This window comes from Urechidicola sp. KH5 (genome assembly GCF_054661455.1).
In genome coordinates, this window is record NZ_BAAFSW010000001.1 from 201,577 (window position 1) to 221,630 (window position 20,054).

General features: G+C 32.8%; 20 protein-coding genes. 13 read left to right on the forward strand and 7 right to left on the reverse strand.

All coding sequences use genetic code 11. The annotated features are described in order from the left end of the window. The 3 genes from hemB to hemA are packed head-to-tail and all read right to left on the reverse strand — an operon-like array spanning window position 1 to window position 3,809. A complete protein-coding gene (gene hemB / locus ACYQ5R_RS00960; protein WP_460189031.1) occupies window positions 1–978 on the reverse strand; it encodes a porphobilinogen synthase in 978 nt (325 codons plus the stop codon). Then, complete coding sequence (gene hemC / locus ACYQ5R_RS00965) at window positions 971–2,557, reverse strand: hydroxymethylbilane synthase (RefSeq protein WP_460189032.1); 1,587 nt, start codon at window positions 2,555–2,557, stop codon at window positions 971–973. The genes hemB and hemC overlap by 8 nt, the downstream gene beginning before the upstream one ends. Continuing rightward, window positions 2,541–3,809: a glutamyl-tRNA reductase gene (hemA, locus tag ACYQ5R_RS00970; RefSeq protein WP_460189033.1), complete on the reverse strand. Its 1,269-nt coding sequence runs from the start codon at window positions 3,807–3,809 to the stop codon at window positions 2,541–2,543. The genes hemC and hemA overlap by 17 nt, the downstream gene beginning before the upstream one ends. Before the next feature lie 284 nt (window positions 3,810–4,093). Between hemA and ACYQ5R_RS00975 the strand changes: the two genes are divergently transcribed. From ACYQ5R_RS00975 to ACYQ5R_RS00985, 3 genes are read left to right on the forward strand one after another with little or no spacing between them, the layout of a single operon-like run. Next, window positions 4,094–4,996, forward strand: a complete 903-nt coding sequence (locus ACYQ5R_RS00975; RefSeq protein ID WP_460189034.1) for a helix-turn-helix transcriptional regulator — start codon at window positions 4,094–4,096, stop codon at window positions 4,994–4,996. 5 nt (window positions 4,997–5,001) lie between these two features. Next, complete coding sequence (gene hemH / locus ACYQ5R_RS00980; RefSeq protein WP_460189035.1) at window positions 5,002–6,018, forward strand: ferrochelatase; 1,017 nt, start codon at window positions 5,002–5,004, stop codon at window positions 6,016–6,018. A 48-nt stretch (window positions 6,019–6,066) separates the two neighbouring features. Then, a complete protein-coding gene (locus tag ACYQ5R_RS00985) occupies window positions 6,067–6,612 on the forward strand; it encodes a CopD family protein (protein ID WP_460189036.1) in 546 nt (181 codons plus the stop codon). On the opposite strand, the gene ACYQ5R_RS00990 is transcribed toward ACYQ5R_RS00985, so the two are convergent. Both ACYQ5R_RS00990 and recR read right to left on the reverse strand, forming a co-directional pair. Continuing rightward, window positions 6,609–7,772 carry a glycosyltransferase family 2 protein gene (locus tag ACYQ5R_RS00990; protein WP_460189037.1) on the reverse strand — a complete coding sequence of 388 codons (1,164 nt, stop codon included), beginning with the start codon at window positions 7,770–7,772 and terminating at the stop codon, window positions 6,609–6,611. The two genes, ACYQ5R_RS00985 and ACYQ5R_RS00990, sit on opposite strands and share 4 nt — an antisense overlap. Next, window positions 7,772–8,389 (reverse strand): recombination mediator RecR, encoded by a 618-nt coding sequence (gene recR / locus ACYQ5R_RS00995; protein WP_460189038.1) that lies wholly within the window; start codon window positions 8,387–8,389, stop codon window positions 7,772–7,774. The genes ACYQ5R_RS00990 and recR overlap by 1 nt, the downstream gene beginning before the upstream one ends. A gap of 72 nt (window positions 8,390–8,461) precedes the next feature. Here recR and ACYQ5R_RS01000 point away from each other — a divergent pair, with 72 nt between their 5' ends. Genes ACYQ5R_RS01000 through ACYQ5R_RS01015 form a run of 4 tightly spaced genes read left to right on the forward strand, consistent with a single transcriptional unit; the run spans window position 8,462 to window position 11,978 of the window. Continuing rightward, window positions 8,462–9,895: a sodium:solute symporter gene (locus ACYQ5R_RS01000; RefSeq protein ID WP_460189039.1), complete on the forward strand. Its 1,434-nt coding sequence runs from the start codon at window positions 8,462–8,464 to the stop codon at window positions 9,893–9,895. 12 nt (window positions 9,896–9,907) lie between these two features. Further along, a complete protein-coding gene (pdxH, locus tag ACYQ5R_RS01005) occupies window positions 9,908–10,555 on the forward strand; it encodes a pyridoxamine 5'-phosphate oxidase (RefSeq protein ID WP_460189040.1) in 648 nt (215 codons plus the stop codon). Between the two features lie 28 nt (window positions 10,556–10,583). Further along, window positions 10,584–11,075, forward strand: a complete 492-nt coding sequence (locus tag ACYQ5R_RS01010) for a SixA phosphatase family protein (RefSeq protein WP_460189041.1) — start codon at window positions 10,584–10,586, stop codon at window positions 11,073–11,075. 3 nt (window positions 11,076–11,078) lie between these two features. Further along, window positions 11,079–11,978, forward strand: coding sequence for a Ppx/GppA phosphatase family protein (locus ACYQ5R_RS01015; RefSeq protein WP_460189042.1), 900 nt, complete (start codon window positions 11,079–11,081; stop codon window positions 11,976–11,978). On the opposite strand, the gene ACYQ5R_RS01020 is transcribed toward ACYQ5R_RS01015, so the two are convergent. Together ACYQ5R_RS01020 and lpxK are read right to left on the reverse strand one after the other, a co-directional pair. After that, window positions 11,975–12,787, reverse strand: coding sequence for a purine-nucleoside phosphorylase (locus tag ACYQ5R_RS01020; protein ID WP_460189043.1), 813 nt, complete (start codon window positions 12,785–12,787; stop codon window positions 11,975–11,977). The genes ACYQ5R_RS01015 and ACYQ5R_RS01020 overlap by 4 nt on opposite strands. Further along, window positions 12,750–13,781, reverse strand: coding sequence for a tetraacyldisaccharide 4'-kinase (gene lpxK / locus ACYQ5R_RS01025; protein WP_460189044.1), 1,032 nt, complete (start codon window positions 13,779–13,781; stop codon window positions 12,750–12,752). The genes ACYQ5R_RS01020 and lpxK overlap by 38 nt, the downstream gene beginning before the upstream one ends. Window positions 13,782–13,852: 71 nt before the next feature. Between lpxK and ACYQ5R_RS01030 the strand changes: the two genes are divergently transcribed. The 6 genes from ACYQ5R_RS01030 (at window position 13,853) to ACYQ5R_RS01055 (ending at window position 20,046) form a co-directional block, all read left to right on the forward strand. Next, window positions 13,853–14,968 (forward strand): Nif3-like dinuclear metal center hexameric protein, encoded by a 1,116-nt coding sequence (locus ACYQ5R_RS01030; RefSeq protein ID WP_460189045.1) that lies wholly within the window; start codon window positions 13,853–13,855, stop codon window positions 14,966–14,968. Window positions 14,969–14,970: 2 nt separating this feature from the next. Next, window positions 14,971–15,744 carry a zinc ribbon domain-containing protein gene (locus ACYQ5R_RS01035; protein ID WP_460189046.1) on the forward strand — a complete coding sequence of 258 codons (774 nt, stop codon included), beginning with the start codon at window positions 14,971–14,973 and terminating at the stop codon, window positions 15,742–15,744. A 231-nt stretch (window positions 15,745–15,975) separates the two neighbouring features. After that, window positions 15,976–17,076, forward strand: a complete 1,101-nt coding sequence (locus tag ACYQ5R_RS01040) for an FAD-binding domain-containing protein (RefSeq protein ID WP_460189047.1) — start codon at window positions 15,976–15,978, stop codon at window positions 17,074–17,076. Then, the gene (locus ACYQ5R_RS01045) at window positions 17,063–17,191 is read left to right on the forward strand and encodes a DUF2256 domain-containing protein (protein ID WP_460189048.1); all 129 of its coding nucleotides are present in this window, start codon (window positions 17,063–17,065) and stop codon (window positions 17,189–17,191) included. Before ACYQ5R_RS01040 ends, ACYQ5R_RS01045 begins: the two co-directional genes overlap by 14 nt. A 1-nt stretch (window position 17,192) precedes the next feature. Beyond that, a complete protein-coding gene (locus tag ACYQ5R_RS01050; protein WP_460189049.1) occupies window positions 17,193–18,668 on the forward strand; it encodes a cryptochrome/photolyase family protein in 1,476 nt (491 codons plus the stop codon). Window positions 18,669–18,711: 43 nt separating this feature from the next. Further along, window positions 18,712–20,046 (forward strand): HTTM domain-containing protein, encoded by a 1,335-nt coding sequence (locus ACYQ5R_RS01055; RefSeq protein WP_460189050.1) that lies wholly within the window; start codon window positions 18,712–18,714, stop codon window positions 20,044–20,046. Window positions 20,047–20,054 lie beyond the last annotated feature (8 nt).

Sequence of the window (20,054 nt, forward strand, 5' to 3'; positions counted from 1 at the left end):
TTACTTCTTTAATAAATGAGCAACCTCTTTAGCAAAATAAGTAAGAATTATATCTGCACCCGCTCTCTTTATACTCAACAAACTCTCAAGCATCACTGCTTCTCCATCTAACCATCCTTTCTCTGCTGCGGCTTTAAGCATTGCATATTCACCACTCACATTATAGGCAGTAACAGGAACATCAAAGTTATCTTTCAACAACTTAATAATATCGAGATAAGCAAGAGCAGGTTTTACCATAATCATATCAGCACCTTCTTGAATATCTAAATCTGCTTCAATTAAAGCTTCGTTAGAATTCGCAGGATTCATTTGATAGGTTTTCTTATCACCAAACTTAGGTGCAGAGTCTAAAGCATCTCTAAACGGACCATAAAACGCACTGGCATATTTTGCTGTATAAGACATGATAGATACTTGCGTATATCCAGCATCATCTAATACTTTTCTTATGTATCCTACTCTACCATCCATCATATCAGAAGGACCTAAAATATCTGCTCCTGCCTCAGCTTGAGCTAAAGCCATTTTTCCTAATATCTCTAACGTTTCATCGTTTAGAATCTCACCATTTTCTACAATTCCATCATGACCATCACTTGAATAAGGATCCATAGCAATATCAGTCATTAAAGCTATTGATGGAAACTCGGTTTTAATTTTTTCCAATGCAACATTGTACAAACTACTTTTGTTGTGACCTTCTGTTGCGTACTTATCTTTTTTACCTTCACCTAACGAAGGGAAAACACAAAAACCTTTAATACCTAAATCAACACATTCTTGAATTTCTTTTAATAACAAATCCAATGAATACCTATAAATCCCGGGCATAGATTCTATGGCTTCTTTTTTATTAGAACCTTCTATAAGGAATACAGGATAAATAAAATCATTAACAGACAAAGTTGTCTCTTCAATCATAGCTCGAAGAGCCGCTGATTTTCGATTTCTACGAGGTCTTCTAATATTATTCATAATAAGTATTAACCGTTTTAATCACATTTTCAATGGAAGGTAATTTAGATACTTCAACTTTTTCAAAGTGTTTTCTTGCCTCTTCTGCCGTTGTTTCTCCAATACAAAATGCTACTGCATCTCTATGCTCATTATCTTCTACATAACTCTGAACACCTGTAGGACTATAAAACAAAATAGCATCGAACATATCGCTAAATTTACGTTCATTCAATATGGTTCTATAGGCTTCTATCTCATTTAGCGTAATTCCTCCTTCTTTTAATATTGAGGGTAATTCATCTCTTCTTTTATCTCCACAAAAATAAGTAACACCACCTTCAATATTATCTGTAACCAAATAATTAGCCAACTCCGTTGCTGAGTTTTCCGAATTAGTCACCTTTCCAATTTTTCGCTCGATTAAGCGCTTGGTTCTTCTACCAACACAATAAATATTTTTAAAATTCAGCTCTAATGGTGAAAAGTTATTCAATAGTGCCTCAACACCATTTTGACTTGTTACAACTACATGGTTTTGAACTTCTTTCAACACTGTTGGCTTTAATCTGTTATATCTAATGGCGATAAAATCGCTCATTTTAAATCCAATTTTCGAATCGAATAAATCTGTTTGAGATTCTGATAGTTGTTTGGTCGAAAGAATTTGAACAGACTTATTGTCTTCTTCATTCATTTCTATCATCATCTTCTTACCGCCTCTCACTAGTACATCCTTTGCACTATACTCTCCTAACTTGTAGTATTTAGCAAGTGGCACTTTTTTATCAACCTCCACTTTCTTTTGACCATCAAGACTAAACAAGGCTCCTCTAAAGACTAACTCTTCATCTTTATTGATGTAAGCTAAGGCTCCAATAGGCGCAGTACATCCGCCTTCAAGTACGTTTAAAAACTGACGCTCAACATGCGCACATTTTTCAGTTTCTTCGTGATTTAGCTCTTTACAAACCTCTAGTACATCTGTATTAGATTCTATAGCGGCAATCATAACTATACCTTGAGCTGGAGCAGGCAACATCCAATCTAAAGGAACAAATTTATCTTTTGGTAAGACTTTAATTCGTTTTAATCCAGCCATTGCAAAAATGGCTCCGTTCCAATTATTCGTCGCTAATTTCTCTAAACGTGTATTGACATTCCCTCTTAATCCAGTAATGGTATGAGATGGATATTTATGTAACCATTGTGCCTTTCTTCTCAAGCTTCCAGTTGCAATTACAGCTTCCTTCTGACTCAAGAATTCTTCGTTTTCTTTAAAAATTAGCACATCTCCATTATGACCTCTCTTTAAAACCGCCGCTTGCACAATACCTTCAGGCAATACTGTTGGCACATCTTTTAAAGAGTGTACCGCAATATCAATCTGATTGTTTAAAAGTGCAACGTCTAATGTTTTGGTAAACACCCCAGTAATTCCCATTTCATACAATGGTTGATTCAAATCTAAATCACCTTGAGAATCAATAGGAACTATTTCTGTTTTATAGCCCAAATGATTAATTTGTTCTGCTACGGTATTGGCCTGCCACAAAGCTAACTCGCTTGAACGCGTACCAATTCTAATGGCTTTTTGCATCTACTTTTTCTGTATGAATATTAAACACTTTCTGCATAACCTCTATGCTTTGACCAGGAGAGGTGTTTTCATCTTTTAAGTGCTTTGCAAACTGGGTTGTTATTTTTTGAATCAGTCTTGAGGTAATGATTTGTGCCTGATCAACATCAAAATCTTTTATTTTCTTTTTGTGAAAATCAATCTCGTTTTCACTAATATTTTCTAACGATTGTTTTAAGGCGTTAATGGCAGGAGTAAATCTACGATGGTTTAACCACTCTTCAAATTCATCCATGTACACATCTATTATCAACTGTGCCTTTGGAATCTCTTGCTTTCTTGTCTCTAAAGTCTTATCGGTTATTTTAGATAACTCATCAACATTCACTAAGTTAATTTCGTTTCTTTCGGCCAAAATTACATCAACATTCTCGGGCATAGAAAGATCAAGAATTAACAACTCTTTTCCTTTTTCTATATGAGCTTCTGTAATAGTAGGTCTCTCTGCACCTGTTGAGACTATTAATATCTCAGCCTTTGCAATTTCTTGCGTAAGTTGATCAAACTGAGCACAAGCAATCTCTGGATGCTCTTGGACAAAATCTACTGCCTTTTGATTGGTGCGATTGATTAAAGTAACTGAATTGTTTTTGGTATATTTTGCTAGGTTTTTACAAGTATGTTTTCCCATTTTACCTAAGCCATAAACCAATATATTCTTTTGATTGTAACTCTCTACATTTTCCGAAATATATTGAACAGCCGCATACGAAACCGAAGTTGTACCAGAACTTAATTTGGTTTTGTTTTTAACGCGTTTACTCGCCTGAAACACCAAGTTCATTAATCGTTCTAAATAAGCATTCAGCATGTCTTCTTGCTTCGCTAATTTAAACGCCTGTTTTAACTGACCAACTATTTCATAATCACCTAAAATCTGACTTGATAGTCCGGTACCTAATCTGAACAAGTGACCAACAGCCTCAGTATCTTTACGAATATTCGAAACCTCCATAAACTCCTCAAGTGTACCTTCAGAATATTTACACAACAAACTAATTAATTGATATGGGTGCTCTGCTAAACCCATTAACTCTGTTCTGTTACAGGTAGATAAAACTACCAATCCATCAAATCCTTGTGATCTTGCTTCTTGAAGTAACAATAATTGGTTTTCTTTTGATATGCTAAATTTCCCTCTTGTCTGCACATCTGCTTTTTTGTAGCTTAAACCAATATTGTAAAATTTCCGCGTAGCGAATTTCTTCTGCATACCAATTAGTAAATTATATCGACAAAAGTACCGACACTAATCTCATAAAAATATCGCTAAAAGTACTTAAAATATCGAGATGAGGTATGAATCGTAATTTATATCGATTTTAAATAGAAGTGCAACTTGTTGAAAATCAAAACAAAATCAATGAAAACACGCCACTAAAGAGAAGTAAACAGGTTAAAAAGAACGATGTAAAATTGAAAGAACACAGAACAATCACTGCATAAAATATTGTATTTTTGCGGTATATAGTTCTACTAAAGAGAAAAAATATCGTTATGAATTTTGCAGTAATTACAAAAAAAAACAACGACAAAAGTCCCGAGCTTTTTTACAAAGAATCTGAACACTTTTCAATTCTTCACGCAATAAATAAAAGTGATGAATCCCAGCGTTATTTTCAACATTTAGAAAACAATTACATTCAATTATATTTTTGTTTAAACGCTAATTGCTCTGTTGCATTTAATATGGAACATTGTAAAATTCAATTGTACGAAAATGAATCTGGATTGATATACTATAAAGATGTTCAATCTAATTTACTCTTTCAGTTAGAACCTAATTCAGAATTGGTGGTAGTATTAATTCCCATCAAGCATTTTCATTCATTATTTTCAGAGGAAGAAGATTTAGTATTCAACTTTGAAAGTATGAAGTTAGGAAAACCGATAATTGAAACGAAGCCTACAAGCAATACTGTTAAAGGCGTATTAAATCAAATTTTTCAGCAGCAGTTAAATAATTCTTTAAAAGCACTATACACAAAAGGAAAAATATATGAATTGCTTAGCATGTATTTTAATATGAATACTGAAAGTGATTTAGATCGTTGCCCATTTATGGCAAACGAAGATACTGTTCAGAAAATTAAACAAGTAAAAGACATAATTATTCAAGAAATGATAGCTCCTCCTTCTTTAGAGGAGCTATCAAAAATGGTTGGTCTCAATATTAAAAAAATAAAACTCGGCTTTAAAGAATTGTATGGAATGCCGGTTTTTACGTACTTATACCATTATAAAATGGAATTTGCTAAAAAATTATTGGCCGAAAACGGTTTTAATGTAAATGAAGTAGCAACCCAGGTAGGCTATTCTACTTCAAGCCATTTTATTGTTGCATTTAAAAAGAAATACGGAATTACTCCAAAACAATTTACCAAACAAGAAACAGTATAATAAAAATGAAAGGTGTATTACTAGTAAACTTAGGTTCCCCAGACTCTACAAAAATTAAAGATGTTAGAACTTATTTAGATGAATTTTTAATGGACGAACGGGTAATTGACATGCCTTATTGGAAACGCTTCTTGTTAGTAAAAGGTATCATATTAAATACGCGACCAAAAAAATCTGCTGAAGCTTATAAAAAAATCTGGTGGGATGAAGGGTCACCTTTAATTGTATTATCAGAAAGATTTACAGAGAAATTCAAGGAAAAAGTCTCTGTGCCTGTGGCTCTAGGAATGCGATACGGATCTATGAGCATTGAAAAAGGAATTACAGAATTAACGGCACAAGGGGTTACAGAAATTTTTATGATTCCGCTATACCCACATTACGCCATGTCTAGTTATGAGACTGTAGTGGTTAAAGCTCAAGAACTTATTAAAGAAAAATTTAAAGACGTTAAATTAGATATTCAATCTGTATTTTATAATAACAGATCCTATATAAATGCAATGGTAACAACCATTAAAAAGAGTTTAGAAAATATTGACTACGACCATATTTTATTCTCTTACCATGGTATACCTGAACGTCATATTTACAAATCAGATACAACCAAAAGTCATTGTAAAATTGATGGAAGCTGTTGCAATATTTCATCTGATGCGCACAAAACTTGCTATCGTCATCAATGCTTTGAAACTACAAAAGAGATTATAAAAGAGTTAGATATGGATGGTAAAACGTATAGCAACTCCTTCCAATCTCGCTTGTTAAAAGACCCATGGCTAAAGCCATATACCGATTTTGAACTAGAGGCTTTTCCTGAAAAAGGAATTAAAAAACTAGCGGTTATTACACCTGCTTTCGTAACTGATTGTCTGGAAACTCTTGAAGAAATAGCTATGGAAGGAAAAGAAGAATTTATAGAGGCCGGTGGTGAATCCTATTTTCATGTGCCATGTATGAACGATCAAGATGTATGGGTTGATACTGTAGTTGGGTGGACAGAAGATTGGATGAAAAATTAAGATTAGGAATCAATTCGTTATTTTTGATACTCAACTAAACTCGCAGCTATGGACTTTCTTTATTTAAAATCACTACACATTATTTTTGTGGTGACTTGGTTTGCAGGATTATTTTATATCGTTCGACTATTTATATATCATGCTGAAACTGTAAAAAAATCAAGTCCAGAGAAAGAAATTCTTCAAAACCAGTACAAATTAATGAGTAAGCGATTGTGGTATATAATCACATGGCCTTCTGCAATTTTAGCAACAGTTTTCGCCATTTGGATGTTAGTTTTAAACCCTGCCTATTTAACAATGAGTTGGATGTTGATCAAGTTAGGATTTGTCAGCCTATTAATTATTTACCATCTCTTGTGTCAATCAATTTATAATCAACTCCAAAAAGATATTATTAAATACAACTCTTTTAAATTAAGAATCTTTAATGAAGTAGCAACAATTTTGCTTTTTGCAATCGTATTCTTAGTAGTTCTTAAAACCACAATAAGTTGGATTTGGGGAGTTGTCGGTATAGTGGCTATTGGGTTTATATTGATGGGAGGTATCAAACTTTACAAAGGAATTAGAGAGCGAAACCCAGAAGCTTAACTTTCAAAAACAAACACATCTCCTCTACTATCAGAAGTATTGCTTCCTAAAATATAATTTGTATTTCTTGGGTGTATCTTAAAGGTTAGCCCTTCATTCTTCAAAGCAGACATTAATTCAATAATTCTAGTATATGAATAAGAGTTACTGTCAAAAACAAATTCTGTAACATTATTAGATTTTGCAAAATCTTTTAGAAGCTGCACACTGCCAACTTCGCTAAAGTGATACAATTTAGTTGTACCATTACAAATTCTTTCTAATCTATTATAAACACTATCATCGCTGCCACAATAGGCAATTTTTTCTGGAAGCTTTGAGCGTTTGGTTTTCTTGCCCTTACCTAAAGCTTTCATTACATACCAAAAATTAATCCCGAGATACATGACGAAGTCATACAATCGATTCACTTTAAAGTGCTCTCGATAGAATATTTTCATCGCTTCGTGAAAATGATGCAGTCGTTTTGCATCTCTAACAGTACATTCTCCTTTAAAATGAATAACCTCTGAGTCTGCATAATAATAGTTCTGATATCCTTTGTTTAAAATCTTGTAACTCAAATCAATGTCTTCACCATACATAAAGTAACTTTCATCAAATCCTTTTACTTCATTGTAGACTTTACGAGTCATAAACATAAAAGCACCTACCAAAATCTCTATCACTCCAGTTTCATCTTCTTTAAGATGGTTTGCATAGTACTTTGAAGTTTCTCTACTTGTAATACCCATCAACTTATTAAAAGAAACCATTGGAGTAGGAATACTTCGTTTGCTTTCAGATAAAAAACTGCCGTGTCCTCCAATTAATCTCGCTCCTAAAGCACCAAAATTATGACGCGATTTTGCAAAATCAATTATCTTTTCAAAAGTATCTTGAGCAACAACTGTGTCAGGGTTTAAAATCAATACATACTGTCCTCTAGCCTTTGCAACTCCTTGATTATTCGCTTTAGAAAAACCAAAATTCTCTTTATTAGATATCAATAATGCTTCAGGGAATTTTCGTTCAACCATCGCACAACTGTCATCAGTAGAATTATTATCTACAACAATTATCTCCGCATCTAAATTGGAAACTGCGTCTAAAACACTTTGTAAACATAGTTCTAGAAAATAACGAGCGTTATAATTAACAATTACAATAGACAACTTCATTAAGACTGTAGCGAGTTTTCAAATGGAATTCTATTCTTAATACTTCTTCCTAGAGTTACTTCATCTGCGTATTCTAACTCATCTCCAACAGAAATCCCTCTAGCTATTGTAGAGGTTTTGATATTGAATTTTTCGAGCTGCTTGTAAATATAAAAGTTGGTAGTATCACCTTCCATTGTCGAGCTTAACGCAAAAATCACTTCTTTTATTGTACCCTGACTTACTTTCTCAATCAAACTATCAATCGTAAGGTTTTGAGGGCCTACTCCTTCCATTGGAGAAATCTTACCTCCCAACACATGATACAACCCATTAAATTGAACCGTATTCTCAATAGCCATTACATCTCTAACATCTTCTACAACACAAACAACTTCGGTATTTCTTTTTGGGTTTGCACAAATCTCACAAATCTCAACATCCGAAATATTATGACATGATTTACACAGTTTAATCTCATCAACAAGATTTGACAAAGCCCTACCTAATGCATGAGTTTGATCTTTTGGTCTTTTCAATAAATGCAAAACCAAACGCAGTGCAGTACGCCTACCAATTCCAGGTAATTGAGACACTTCATTCACAGCATTTTCCAATAATTTTGAAGAAAACTCCATATCCACAAATGTAATAATTCAACTTAGAAACTAATACAATTTTTTGTTACTTTGTTTTACTAAATACTTTCTATGCAACCTCTTCATATTGTCCTGCTGATTGCAGCCTATTTTAGTGTTTTGATTCTCATATCATATATAACCGGAAAAAATGCCAACAACGACACTTTTTTTAAAGCAAATAAACAGAGTCCTTGGTATATAGTGGCGTTTGGTATGATAGGCGCTTCTTTATCCGGGGTTACCTTTATTTCTGTCCCTGGATGGGTTGAAGGGCAACAGTTTTCTTATATGCAAATGGTTTTGGGTTACATTATTGGTTATACGGTAATAGGTCTAGTCTTAATGCCTTTGTACTACAAACTTAATCTCACCTCTATTTACACTTATTTAAAAGACCGATTTGGTCAATATTCATATAAAACCGGTGCCTCTTTCTTTTTACTCTCTAGAGTAGTAGGAGCTTCATTTAGACTCTTTTTAGTAGCTAAAGTGTTACAATTAATTCTATTTGACGCCTACGGAATTCCATTTTGGGTTACCGTTATAATTACAATTTTACTCATATGGCTCTATACATTTAAAGGAGGAATTAAAACTATAGTTTGGACTGATACATTACAAACTTTATTTATGTTGATTGCTGTAGGAATTTGTATTGTCACGATTTCAGATGCAATGCAAGTTGATAACTTATTTCGTTATATAGCAGACAGCAATCTTTCTAAAACGTTCTTTTTTGACGACATTAACGCTGGTAATAATTTCTGGAAACAGTTTTTCTCTGGAACTTTTATAGCAATAGTAATGACAGGTCTAGATCAAGACATGATGCAAAAAAACCTTACGTGCAAGACTTTAAAAGATGCGCAAAAAAATATTTTTTGGTTTACTGTAGTATTAGTTATCGTCAACTTTTTCTTTTTATCGTTAGGTGTTTTATTGACAGATTATGGGACTGCCCAAGGCTTGACAGTAAATGGTGATGACTTGTTTCCGATTATAGCAATGGAAGGAGAACTTGGATTAGGCGTTTCTTTATTCTTCTTATTGGGGCTGATTGCTGCAGCTTATTCTAGTGCAGATAGTGCCTTAACGTCTTTAACAACATCCTTCAGTATTGATATTTTAGAAATTGATAAAAAAGTTTCTGAAAAAGAACAAATCAAAATTCGCAAGAATGTACACATAGGTTTCTCTTTACTTTTATTAACAACAATACTACTATTCAAATACACTATTGCAAACGACAGCGTAATAGCTAAAATATTTCAATTTGCAGGGTATACTTATGGTCCATTGCTCGGTTTATACGCTTTTGGATTGTTTACCAAACTAAAGGTAAAAGACCAATTAGTGCCTTATGTAGCTATTTTAGCTCCAGTGCTAACTTATGTGATTAGTGATTTTTCTAATTCTGAGTTTGGCTTTGATTTTGGTTTTTTTGTTTTAGTTCTTAACGGATTCTTAACCTTTATGGGACTGCTACTTTTAAAAAAGAACTGATATCTTTGTGCTATGGAAAAAGATTTGAGCAATTATCGCAAGGTATATCAGAAGAGTGAACTGACAGAATCTTCATTACCAGACAACCCAATGGAGTTGTTTCAAAAATGGTTTTATGAAGCTGAAGAATCGGATACAGTTGAAGAAATAAATGCTATGACGGTTGCTACAATAGGATTAGATGGTTTTCCAAAAAATCGAGTAGTATTGCTCAAAAAATTTACTTGGGAAGGATTTATTTTCTATACCAATTATAATAGTGAAAAAGGAAAAGCCATAGCAAGTAACCCAAATTTATGCTTGTCATTTTTTTGGCATGGATTAGAGCGTCAAATAATAATTAAGGGAACTGCAGAAAAAACACTTGAAAATATTTCAGATGGCTATTTTGAATCACGACCTGATGGCTCTAAATTAGGCGCTTGGGCTTCTAACCAAAGTGAAGTGGTACATTCTAGGGAAGTATTAGATAACAGCCTAAAACAATTTAAAACTCAATTTCAAGGCAAAGAAATTAAGCGTCCTCCGCATTGGGGCGGCTATTTAATAAGACCTAAAAGCATTGAGTTTTGGCAAGGTCGCCCAAACCGAATGCACGACAGAATTCGTTATAAATTACTCGAAAATTTTGAATGGAAAATGGAGCGTTTAGCTCCATAATTTTTATATTTGACCATAACTCCGAAGAATGAAAACACTCTACATTGTAAGACATGCAAAATCATCTTGGGCTTATGATGGCGTTAGCGATTTTGACCGTCCGCTAAAAAAGCGAGGTATAAATGATGCACATTTGATGTCTAAAATTTTGAAAGAAAAAATTAATAGACCAGATGTGTTTGTTTCTAGTAGCGCTAATAGAGCCTTACATACAGGAATCATTTTTTGTAAAACTTTTAATTACCCTATGGCCAATCTTAAAATTAACAGTTCTTTGTACAGTTTTAGTGATGGTTATTTAGTTAAAACCATTAAGGCATTAGATGATGGATTTGATTCTGCAATTATATTCAGTCATAACCACGGTATCAATGACTTTGTAAATAGTTATGGAAATGCAAATATAGATAACGTTCCAACCTGTGGAATTGTAGGTATTAAGTTTGATACCAAACACTGGAAAAGCATTAAGAAAGGAAGCACATTTTTAAAAGAATTCCCAAAAGATCATAAAAAATAGAGTGTGAGTTTAGAGATAAAGAAATATGCCGCAATTGACATAGGATCTAACGCCATTAGACTATTAGTTTCAAACGTTATTAGCAAAAAAAATAGTGAACCTCAATTTAAGAAATCAGCTTTAGTAAGGGTACCTATTCGTTTGGGTGCGGATGCATTTGTAAAAGGTGAAATTTCTGAGGCTAACAAGCAACGTATGGTAGATGCCATGAAGGCTTTTAAGCTTTTAATGGGAGTTCATGGAGTTGAAAAATATCGAGCTTGCGCAACCTCTGCAATGCGGGAAGCTTCAAATGGCAAAGAGGTTATTGCTGAGGTTTTTCATAAATCTGATGTTCAAATTGATTTGATTGATGGAAAAACAGAAGCGGCTATAATATTCTCTACAGATTTATCTGAAGTTCTAGAAGAAAACCGCTCTTATCTTTATGTTGATGTGGGTGGTGGTAGTACTGAATTCACAGTCTTTTCAAACGGAAAAACGGTAGCTTCTAAATCATTTAAAATTGGTACCGTACGTTTTATTAATAACGTGGTTAACAAGAAAGAAATGTGGCCAATTATTAAAGATTGGATTAAAGAAAATACCAAAGGACTAAAAAAAATTACTGTTATTGGTTCAGGTGGTAATATCAATAAACTTTTTAAAATGTCAGGAAGAGTTCCAGGTAAACCACTTTCATTTATTTACTTAAATGCGCACTACCAGTTCTTAAAACAAATGAGCTACGAACAGCGCATTAGCGAATTAGGCCTAAACCCTGATAGAGCTGATGTAATTATTCCAGCTACAAAAATTTATTTAAATGCCATGAAATGGAGTGGTGCAAAAAAAATAATCGTACCTAAAATTGGTTTAGCAGATGGAATCATTAAAACCATGCATTTAGAAAATAAACCTTAATGATTTTCTAAAAATTGTATCACCAGTTTGGCAACTGTTTTTTCAGCGATTTTAGCAACAGATTGCACTTCTTCATGAGACACCTCTACAACCTGCCCCTCAATACCTAAATCAGTAATAACTGACAAACCAAGACATTTCATACCTAAATGTTTAGCAGTAATAACTTCTGGCACAGTAGACATGCCCACGGTATCTGCACCTACTAATTTTACCATTCGATATTCCGATGGCGTTTCAAAAGTAGGTCCCTGTAGCGCTAAATAAACCCCTTTATGCACTTGAATTCCTATGCTACTTGCCACTGATTCAATTTCTTTGAGCAAAGCTATATCATAAGGCTCATGCATATCAACAAATCGCGGTCCAAATCGTTTGTCATTGGGACCTCTTAAAGGATGCTCAGGCATCATATTAATATGGTCTGTTATCAACATAATATCTCCAACACTAAAATTTGGGTTTACACCACCTGATGCATTCGAAACAATTAGTTTTTCAATCCCTAAAAATTTCATCACACGTATTGGAAAAACTACTTGCTCCATAGGATACCCTTCGTAATAATGAAAGCGACCTCTCATTGCCAACACCTTTTTACCGCCAAGATTTCCATAAATCAATTCTCCATGATGCCCTTCAACAGTAGAAACAGGAAAATCTGGAATTTCCTTATAAGGAATTTGAAGATCAATATCCATTTCATTTGATAAATTCCCCAAACCAGTTCCTAAAATGATACCGAATTCTGGATGTTCAATTCCTTTCAATTTAAGAAATGATACGGTTTTTTGAATTTTGTCCCACATAGCTAATTATTTTTTTGTCAAAGATTGATTTGTTGTTTATAAATTGAGATGATATTGCCACATATGACAAGCTTAAATGCCTTTTTAAACGCATATAATCTTTCTCTGTAGTTAAGAGCATTTTACCGTCGGCTTGCAATTTTCTAAAATTCTCTATTTCCGTTTCACTAAAATTGTGATGATCTCCAAAACTAAGATGTTCAAAAGAAACTCCATTAATAGATAAATATTCTTTTAATGGATTTGGATTAGCAATACCACTTATTAAAACAACATCTTTCTCTTTAATATCACCTAGAGTTTTATAAGTTTCATCACCTAGTAAAACAGAGTCATAAGCTATTTTGGTAAAAAATACGTTCTGATGCTCCTTAGGCTTTAACTTTCTTTCAATCTGTTGCATCTCCTCATTGGATAAATTATCTGGACATTTCGTTACGACAATTACATCTGCTCTTTTCGCACCAGCTCTCCCCTCTCTCAAATTACCTGCAGGAAGTACGAAATCGTTGGTATATAAATCGTGATATGCTGTCAATAAAATATAAAAACCAGCCTTGACTTTTCTATGTTGAAAAGCATCATCTAACAACATAACATCAGGTTGCTTAAGTTCCTCTAATTTACCAATGCCCTCAACTCGATTGGCATCTACTGCAACTGAAATAGTTTCGAACTTATTAAAAAATTGAAAAGGTTCATCTCCAATATCTTTAACTTTTGTAGCACTATCAGCCAAAACAAACCCAGAAGTTGCTCGCTTATATCCTCTGCTTAAAACAGCTATTTTATACTGATTAGAAAGTAGTCGAATTAAATATTCTATTTGCGGAGTTTTACCTGTACCTCCCATATTCAAATTACCAACAGCTATTATCGGTAAATCAAATCTTGTAGATTTTAATACACCTTTATCAAAGCAAATATTTCTTATCCAAGTAACTAAATGATAAATAAATGCAAAGGGAAATAATATGTATCTGAGGCGACGCATTCTTGCGAAAATACAAAACAATTATATAAATTCGTTGTAAAAGACTAACTTTGAATTTTACACAATCAACTATGAAAGTTCGCGATATTACCGCAATTATTGAAGAAGTAGCTCCACTTAAATACGCTGAAGATTTTGATAACGTAGGCCTTTTGGTAGGAAGCTACAAACAAGACGTTACCGGTATTTTAATTACTTTAGATACCTTAGAAAATGTGGTAGATGAGGCCATAAAAAAGGGATGTAACTTAATTGTGAGTTTTCATCCAATTATTTTTAGTGGCCTAAAGAAATTAAATGGCAATAATTATGTTGAGAAAGTTGTTTTGAAAGCTATAAAGAATGACATTGCAATATACGCAATGCATACTGCTCTTGACAATGTTAAAACAGGTGTAAACGGAAAGATTTGTGAAATTCTAGGTATTGAAAACACTAAAATCTTACTTCCCAAAAAAGAACAACTTAAAAAACTTACAACATACATCCCTAAAGAAAATCACCAGCAAGTGCGTCAAGCACTATTTGATGCAGGAGCTGGTAATATAGGCAACTACAGTAATTGCACCTTTAATATCTCAGGAACAGGAACTTTTATGGCAAATGACAAAGCAAATCCAGTTATTGGCTCTAAAGGTGAATTAATGCAGGAAGAAGAAATTTATGTAAGTACTATTTTCGAATCGCATTTAGAAGAAAAAATAATAGCAGCTCTCAAACGAGCGCATCCTTATGAAGAAGTTGCTTATGAAGTGGTTCAGATAACAAATACCAATCAAGATGTTGGCATGGGAATGATAGGCACATTAAAAATACCTATGAACAGTGAAGCTTTTTTAAATCATTTGAAAAACACCATGAAATGTGGTGGAATTCGCCATAGCAAACCACTAGAAAAAACTATTAAAAAAGTTGCTGTTTTAGGAGGCTCTGGTAGCTTTGCTATTGGCGCAGCAATTGCATCAGGAGCAGATGCTTATGTTACTGCTGATATTAAATACCATGAGTTCTACAAAGCAGAAGGAAAACTGCTCATTACTGATATAGGTCATTACGAAAGTGAACAGTACACAAAAAACCTTTTATTCGACCTACTTACAAAAAAAATTAGTACTTTTGCACCTGCCTTATTAACAGGTAAAATCATTATATCAGAAGCAAATACAAATCCAATTTATTACACATAACAATGGCAAAGAAAAAAGACGTAACTGTTGAAGATAAATTAAGAGCCTTATACGACTTACAATTAATTGATTCAAGAATAGATGAGATTCAAAGTGTAAGAGGTGAATTACCATTAGAAATTGAGGATTTAGAAGACGAGATTGCTGGTTTAAGTACACGTATCTCAAATCTTGAAGAAGACGTTACCAACTTAGAAACCGAAATTAAGAACAAGAAAAATGTGATTGTTGAGGCTGGAGAACTGGTAAAAAAATATGCTGAACAACAAAAAAATGTTCGTAATAACCGTGAGTTCGATTCTTTATCTAAAGAAATGGAATTTCAAGGTTTAGAAATTGAATTAGCTGAAAAACGCATTAAAGAATACAAAGCTAAAATTGAGCAAAAGAAAGAAGTAATTGGTCAAAACAACGAAAAGTTAAACCAACAAAATGAGCACTTAAAGCACAAAAAAGGTGAGTTAAGCGATATTATGGAAGAGACTGAAAAAGAAGAAGCGTTGTTAAAACAAAAATCTGAAGAATTTGCAGGTGTAATAGAAGAACACTTATTGCGTGCTTATAAAAGAATACGTAGTAATGCAGTAAACGGATTAGCAGTTGTACCTGTTGTTCGTGGTGCTTCAGGTGGGTCTTTCTTTACTATTCCACCTCAACGTCAAGTTGAGATTGCAAATCGTAAGAAAATTATTACTGATGAGCATTCTGGAAGAATTTTAGTAGATGCTGCTTTAGCAGATGAAGAAAGAGAAAGAATTGAGAAATTATTTTCTTAAGACTTTTAAAAACAAGAAATAGAACCTCCTTAAATTCAGGAGGTTTTTTTATACCTCTTTTCTACCTTTAGACCATGTCTAGGTTACTTATTATTCATTTCTCCTATCTTTTGTAAAAAAATTATATTGTTTTAATAAATCATATTTTTTTAACACCATAAAATTCTTGTTCATTCTGAAAGATTGAACCATTATTTACTACTATTTCTATGAAATAGAAAAGTTTACTAAATGGTATTCCAAACAAATTACAATGAAATTTTAAAGTGTTTAAATACAATTGATCCTGAAAACTATTCTAAAACAAGAAATTTTAAAGATGGTGCTGTAACCTATTTGGGACCTTATATTTCTAGAGGTGTTATTTCAACACGCTTTGTTTATGAACATATCTGCTTATTAAAAATTCCTTGGGAATCATCAGAAAAGCTTATTCAAGAACTTGCTTGGCGAGACTATTGGCAACAAATCTGGATTTGGAAAGGAGATGCGATACATTCTGATTTTAGAAACGAGCAAAATAAAATTTCAAATTATAAAATTCCCAGAGCAATAATAGAAGCTAATACTGGTATTCAGGCTGTTGATAAGGCAATTGAGAGTTTATATTTAACAGGATATATGCACAACCATATGCGCATGTATGTCGCCTCTATATGTTGTAATATTGCAAATTCTCATTGGCTTACTCCGTCAAAATGGATGTATAGTCATTTATTTGATGGTGATGTAGCTAGTAATCAATTAAGCTGGCAATGGGTTGCTGGAACTTTTTCGAATAAACAATATTTTGCTAATCAAAGTAATATTAATAAGTTCTTTAAAAGTCAACAACAAAATTCCTTTCTTGACATTCCTTATGAAGCTTTCGCAAACTTAAGTACACCTGAAATTTTGAAGGAAACTAGTGATTTAAAAACACCCTTAGTGCTCCCAAAAATAGATGACAGAGCCTCGATAATAAACAAGCCTACATTAATTTACAACTATTATAACATCGATCCCATTTGGCATTTGAACGAAAATTTTCAAAGAATATTCTTACTCGAACCTTCTATTTTCGAGAAATATATTGTCAGCGAAAAGTGTATCAATTTTTCTTTAGCGTTAACTAAAAACATACCTAATATAAAAATCTTTATTGGAGAGTTTAATGAATTATGTTCATTAATAAATCCCAATTTAATAACATTCAAAGAACACCCTTTGAACAATCATTACAAAGGTAAAAAGGAATCGAGAGTTTGGCTGACCGATATATCAGGATATTTCCCATCATTTTTTTCTTTTTGGAAAAAATGTAAAAAGGAATTGCAATATGAAAAAAAGTAATTTACCTTCTAAAATCTGTGTAGTTTGTAAGCGTCCATTTGATTGGCGTAAAAAATGGGAAAGAGATTGGGAACAAGTAAAATATTGCAGTAAACGCTGTAAATACAACAAGTAAAATGAAAATCATAAATATTATATTCCCTCATCAGCTTTTTGAAAAAAATCCACTAATAGAAAATAGAGAAACTATTTACTTAATAGAAGAATTTCTTTTTTTTAAACAATATCCATTTCACAAACAAAAAATTGCTTTTCATAGGGCTTCGATGAAAGCCTATGAAAAATATCTAAAATCACTAAACCTCTCTGTTATTTACATAGAGTCCACAAATAAATTATCAGATTTTAGAAACTTTAAAAAAGAGATTTTAGATAAAAAAATAACACATATAAATGTTATTGATCCATCAGATGATTGGCTTGAAGTGCGCATAAAATGTTTAGATAAGCTCTGTGAAATAAATATGCTTGAGAACCCTCAGTTTTTAAATAGTACAAAAGATTTAACTGTATTTTTTAAAAAAGATAAAAAATCCTTTTTTCATACAACTTTTTATAAGCAACAACGAAAAAAACTTTTCATTTTATTAGACAAAGAGCATAAACCTGTGGGTGGAAAATGGACTTATGACATTGAGAATAGGAAAAAGTATCCAAAAAATAAAATCCCACCGTATGTACAATTTCCTGAAGAAAAAAGCGAATGGAATGAAGCCGTTGAATATACTCAAAAATGGTATAAATCGAATCCAGGAGAGTTATCTAAAGAACGTTTTTACCCAATAAATCACTCAGAATCTTACCAATGGATTGAACAATTTTTACTCTTTCGGTTCTATGATTTTGGGATGTATGAAGATGCTATTTTGAAAGAAGAATCAATTTTACATCATAGTGTATTATCACCACTTTTAAATACTGGATTAATTTCACCAAATTACCTCATAAAACGTACGCTTAATTTTGCTCAAACGGAGAAAATCCCCATTAATTCAGTCGAAGGATTTATTCGACAAATCATTGGTTGGAGAGAATTTATTAGAGGAATGTATTTTTGTAAAGGCAGATTTTCCAGGACTAGAAATTTTTGGGGGACCAAAAGAAAGATTCCTAAATCATTTTACACCGGCACAACTGGAATTGTCCCTGTCGATCAAACAATTAAAAAAGTCTTACGTACCGGCTATTGCAATCATATTGAGCGACTCATGGTATTGGGTAATTTTATGTTACTTTGCGAGTTTGACCCAAATGAAGTATATCAATGGTTTATGGAACTTTTTATAGATGCTTATGATTGGGTAATGGTTCCTAATGTTTATGGAATGACTCTTTTTGCAGATGGCGGAACTTTTGCAACTAAACCTTATATCGGCGGTTCAAACTATATCAAAAAAATGAGCAATTATGATAGCGGTCCTTGGACCAAAATTTGGGATGGATTATTTTGGAGATTTGTTTTGAAACACCGTGAATTTTTTAAAAACAATCCTCGCACAGCTATGCTCAATCACTCACTCAATAAAATGACAGAGGAAAAAAAGAAAATACATTTAGAAAATGCAGAGTCATTTATTATAAATAAATTATGAATATTTTCAGATATTCGTTATTTATAATACATACAATCTACTTGTGAATCTACAATTTGTATTAAATAAACTCGAGAAACCCATAGATATAGCACCTTTGGTGTTTGCTAGAATTATTTTGGGACTTTTAATTACAATAGAGTTTAGTGGTGGTTTATTTACTAAATACGCTCAAACTTTAATTACTGGTAAAGTTCATTTTTCGTATATGTTGACAGATTTTATACAGCCATGGACTTCTTCAACAGCCATAAAAGCTCATTTTATAGTAAATCTTGTGTTGGGTATTTTGTTTGCTTTAGGCTTCTTCTACAGATGGGTTACTCCGCTATTTCTAATTTCTGGAGCCTCCTTATTTTTAATGGAAAAGAGTTTATACATCAACCATTTCTACCTCTACTCTCTCATACTTTTAATATTTTGTTTTTTACCTGCAAACAGAGCGTACTCGATAGACTCACTTCGCAATCCAAAAATTAAAGCATCACAAGTTCCTGCATGGACATTATATATTTTACTATTTCAATTAAGTGTAGTCTACATTTATGCCGGATTTGCAAAGATTAATTCCGATTGGCTACAAGCACAACCAGTACAATTATGGCTTGCAAAAAAAGCACATTTTCCCATAATTGGTTCATACATTTCTACAACTTCACATGCCTATATGGTTGCTTATGGCGGTATTATTTTTGATCTTTTAATCGTGCCCTTTATGCTTTTAAAACGAACAAGAAAAACCGCATTTATTATTGCAATATTTTTTCATATTAGCAACGTAGTAACATTTGGTGTAGGCACTTTTCCATGGTTTTCTATTGCAGCTACATCATTATTCTTTGCACCTAGTAGTTTTAGAAAATGGAAACTAAAAGAAAAACTTCCGCCAATAGGTTTTAAAACATTTAAATACGGTAAGCAAAAAAATTACATCTACTTATTTTTTTGCGCCTTCATTGTAATTCAATTGCTCATACCTTTAAGACATCATTTATATCCTGGAAATGCAAGCTGGACCGAAGAAGGACATTTTTTTGCATGGCGTATGATGTTGCGAAGTAAACAAAGTCAAATACAATTTACTGTAAAAGACAAAAAAAATAATCTGGAAGAAATCGTTCGATTAAACGATCACTTGAATAAACGTCAGATTAGTAAAATGGCGGGGCACCCCGATATGATTCTTCAATTTGCTCATTATTTAAAAGACTATTACATAGAACATAAAAATTATGATTCTCCCAGTGTATTTGCCTTTAATAAGGTGTCCTTAAATGGTAGACAAGCACAAGAAATGATAGATCGTAAAGTAGACTTATCTCAAGAAAAAAGAGGAATTCACCATTACTCCTGGATTCTTCCTCTTCAATCAGATTAGTTTTTTAA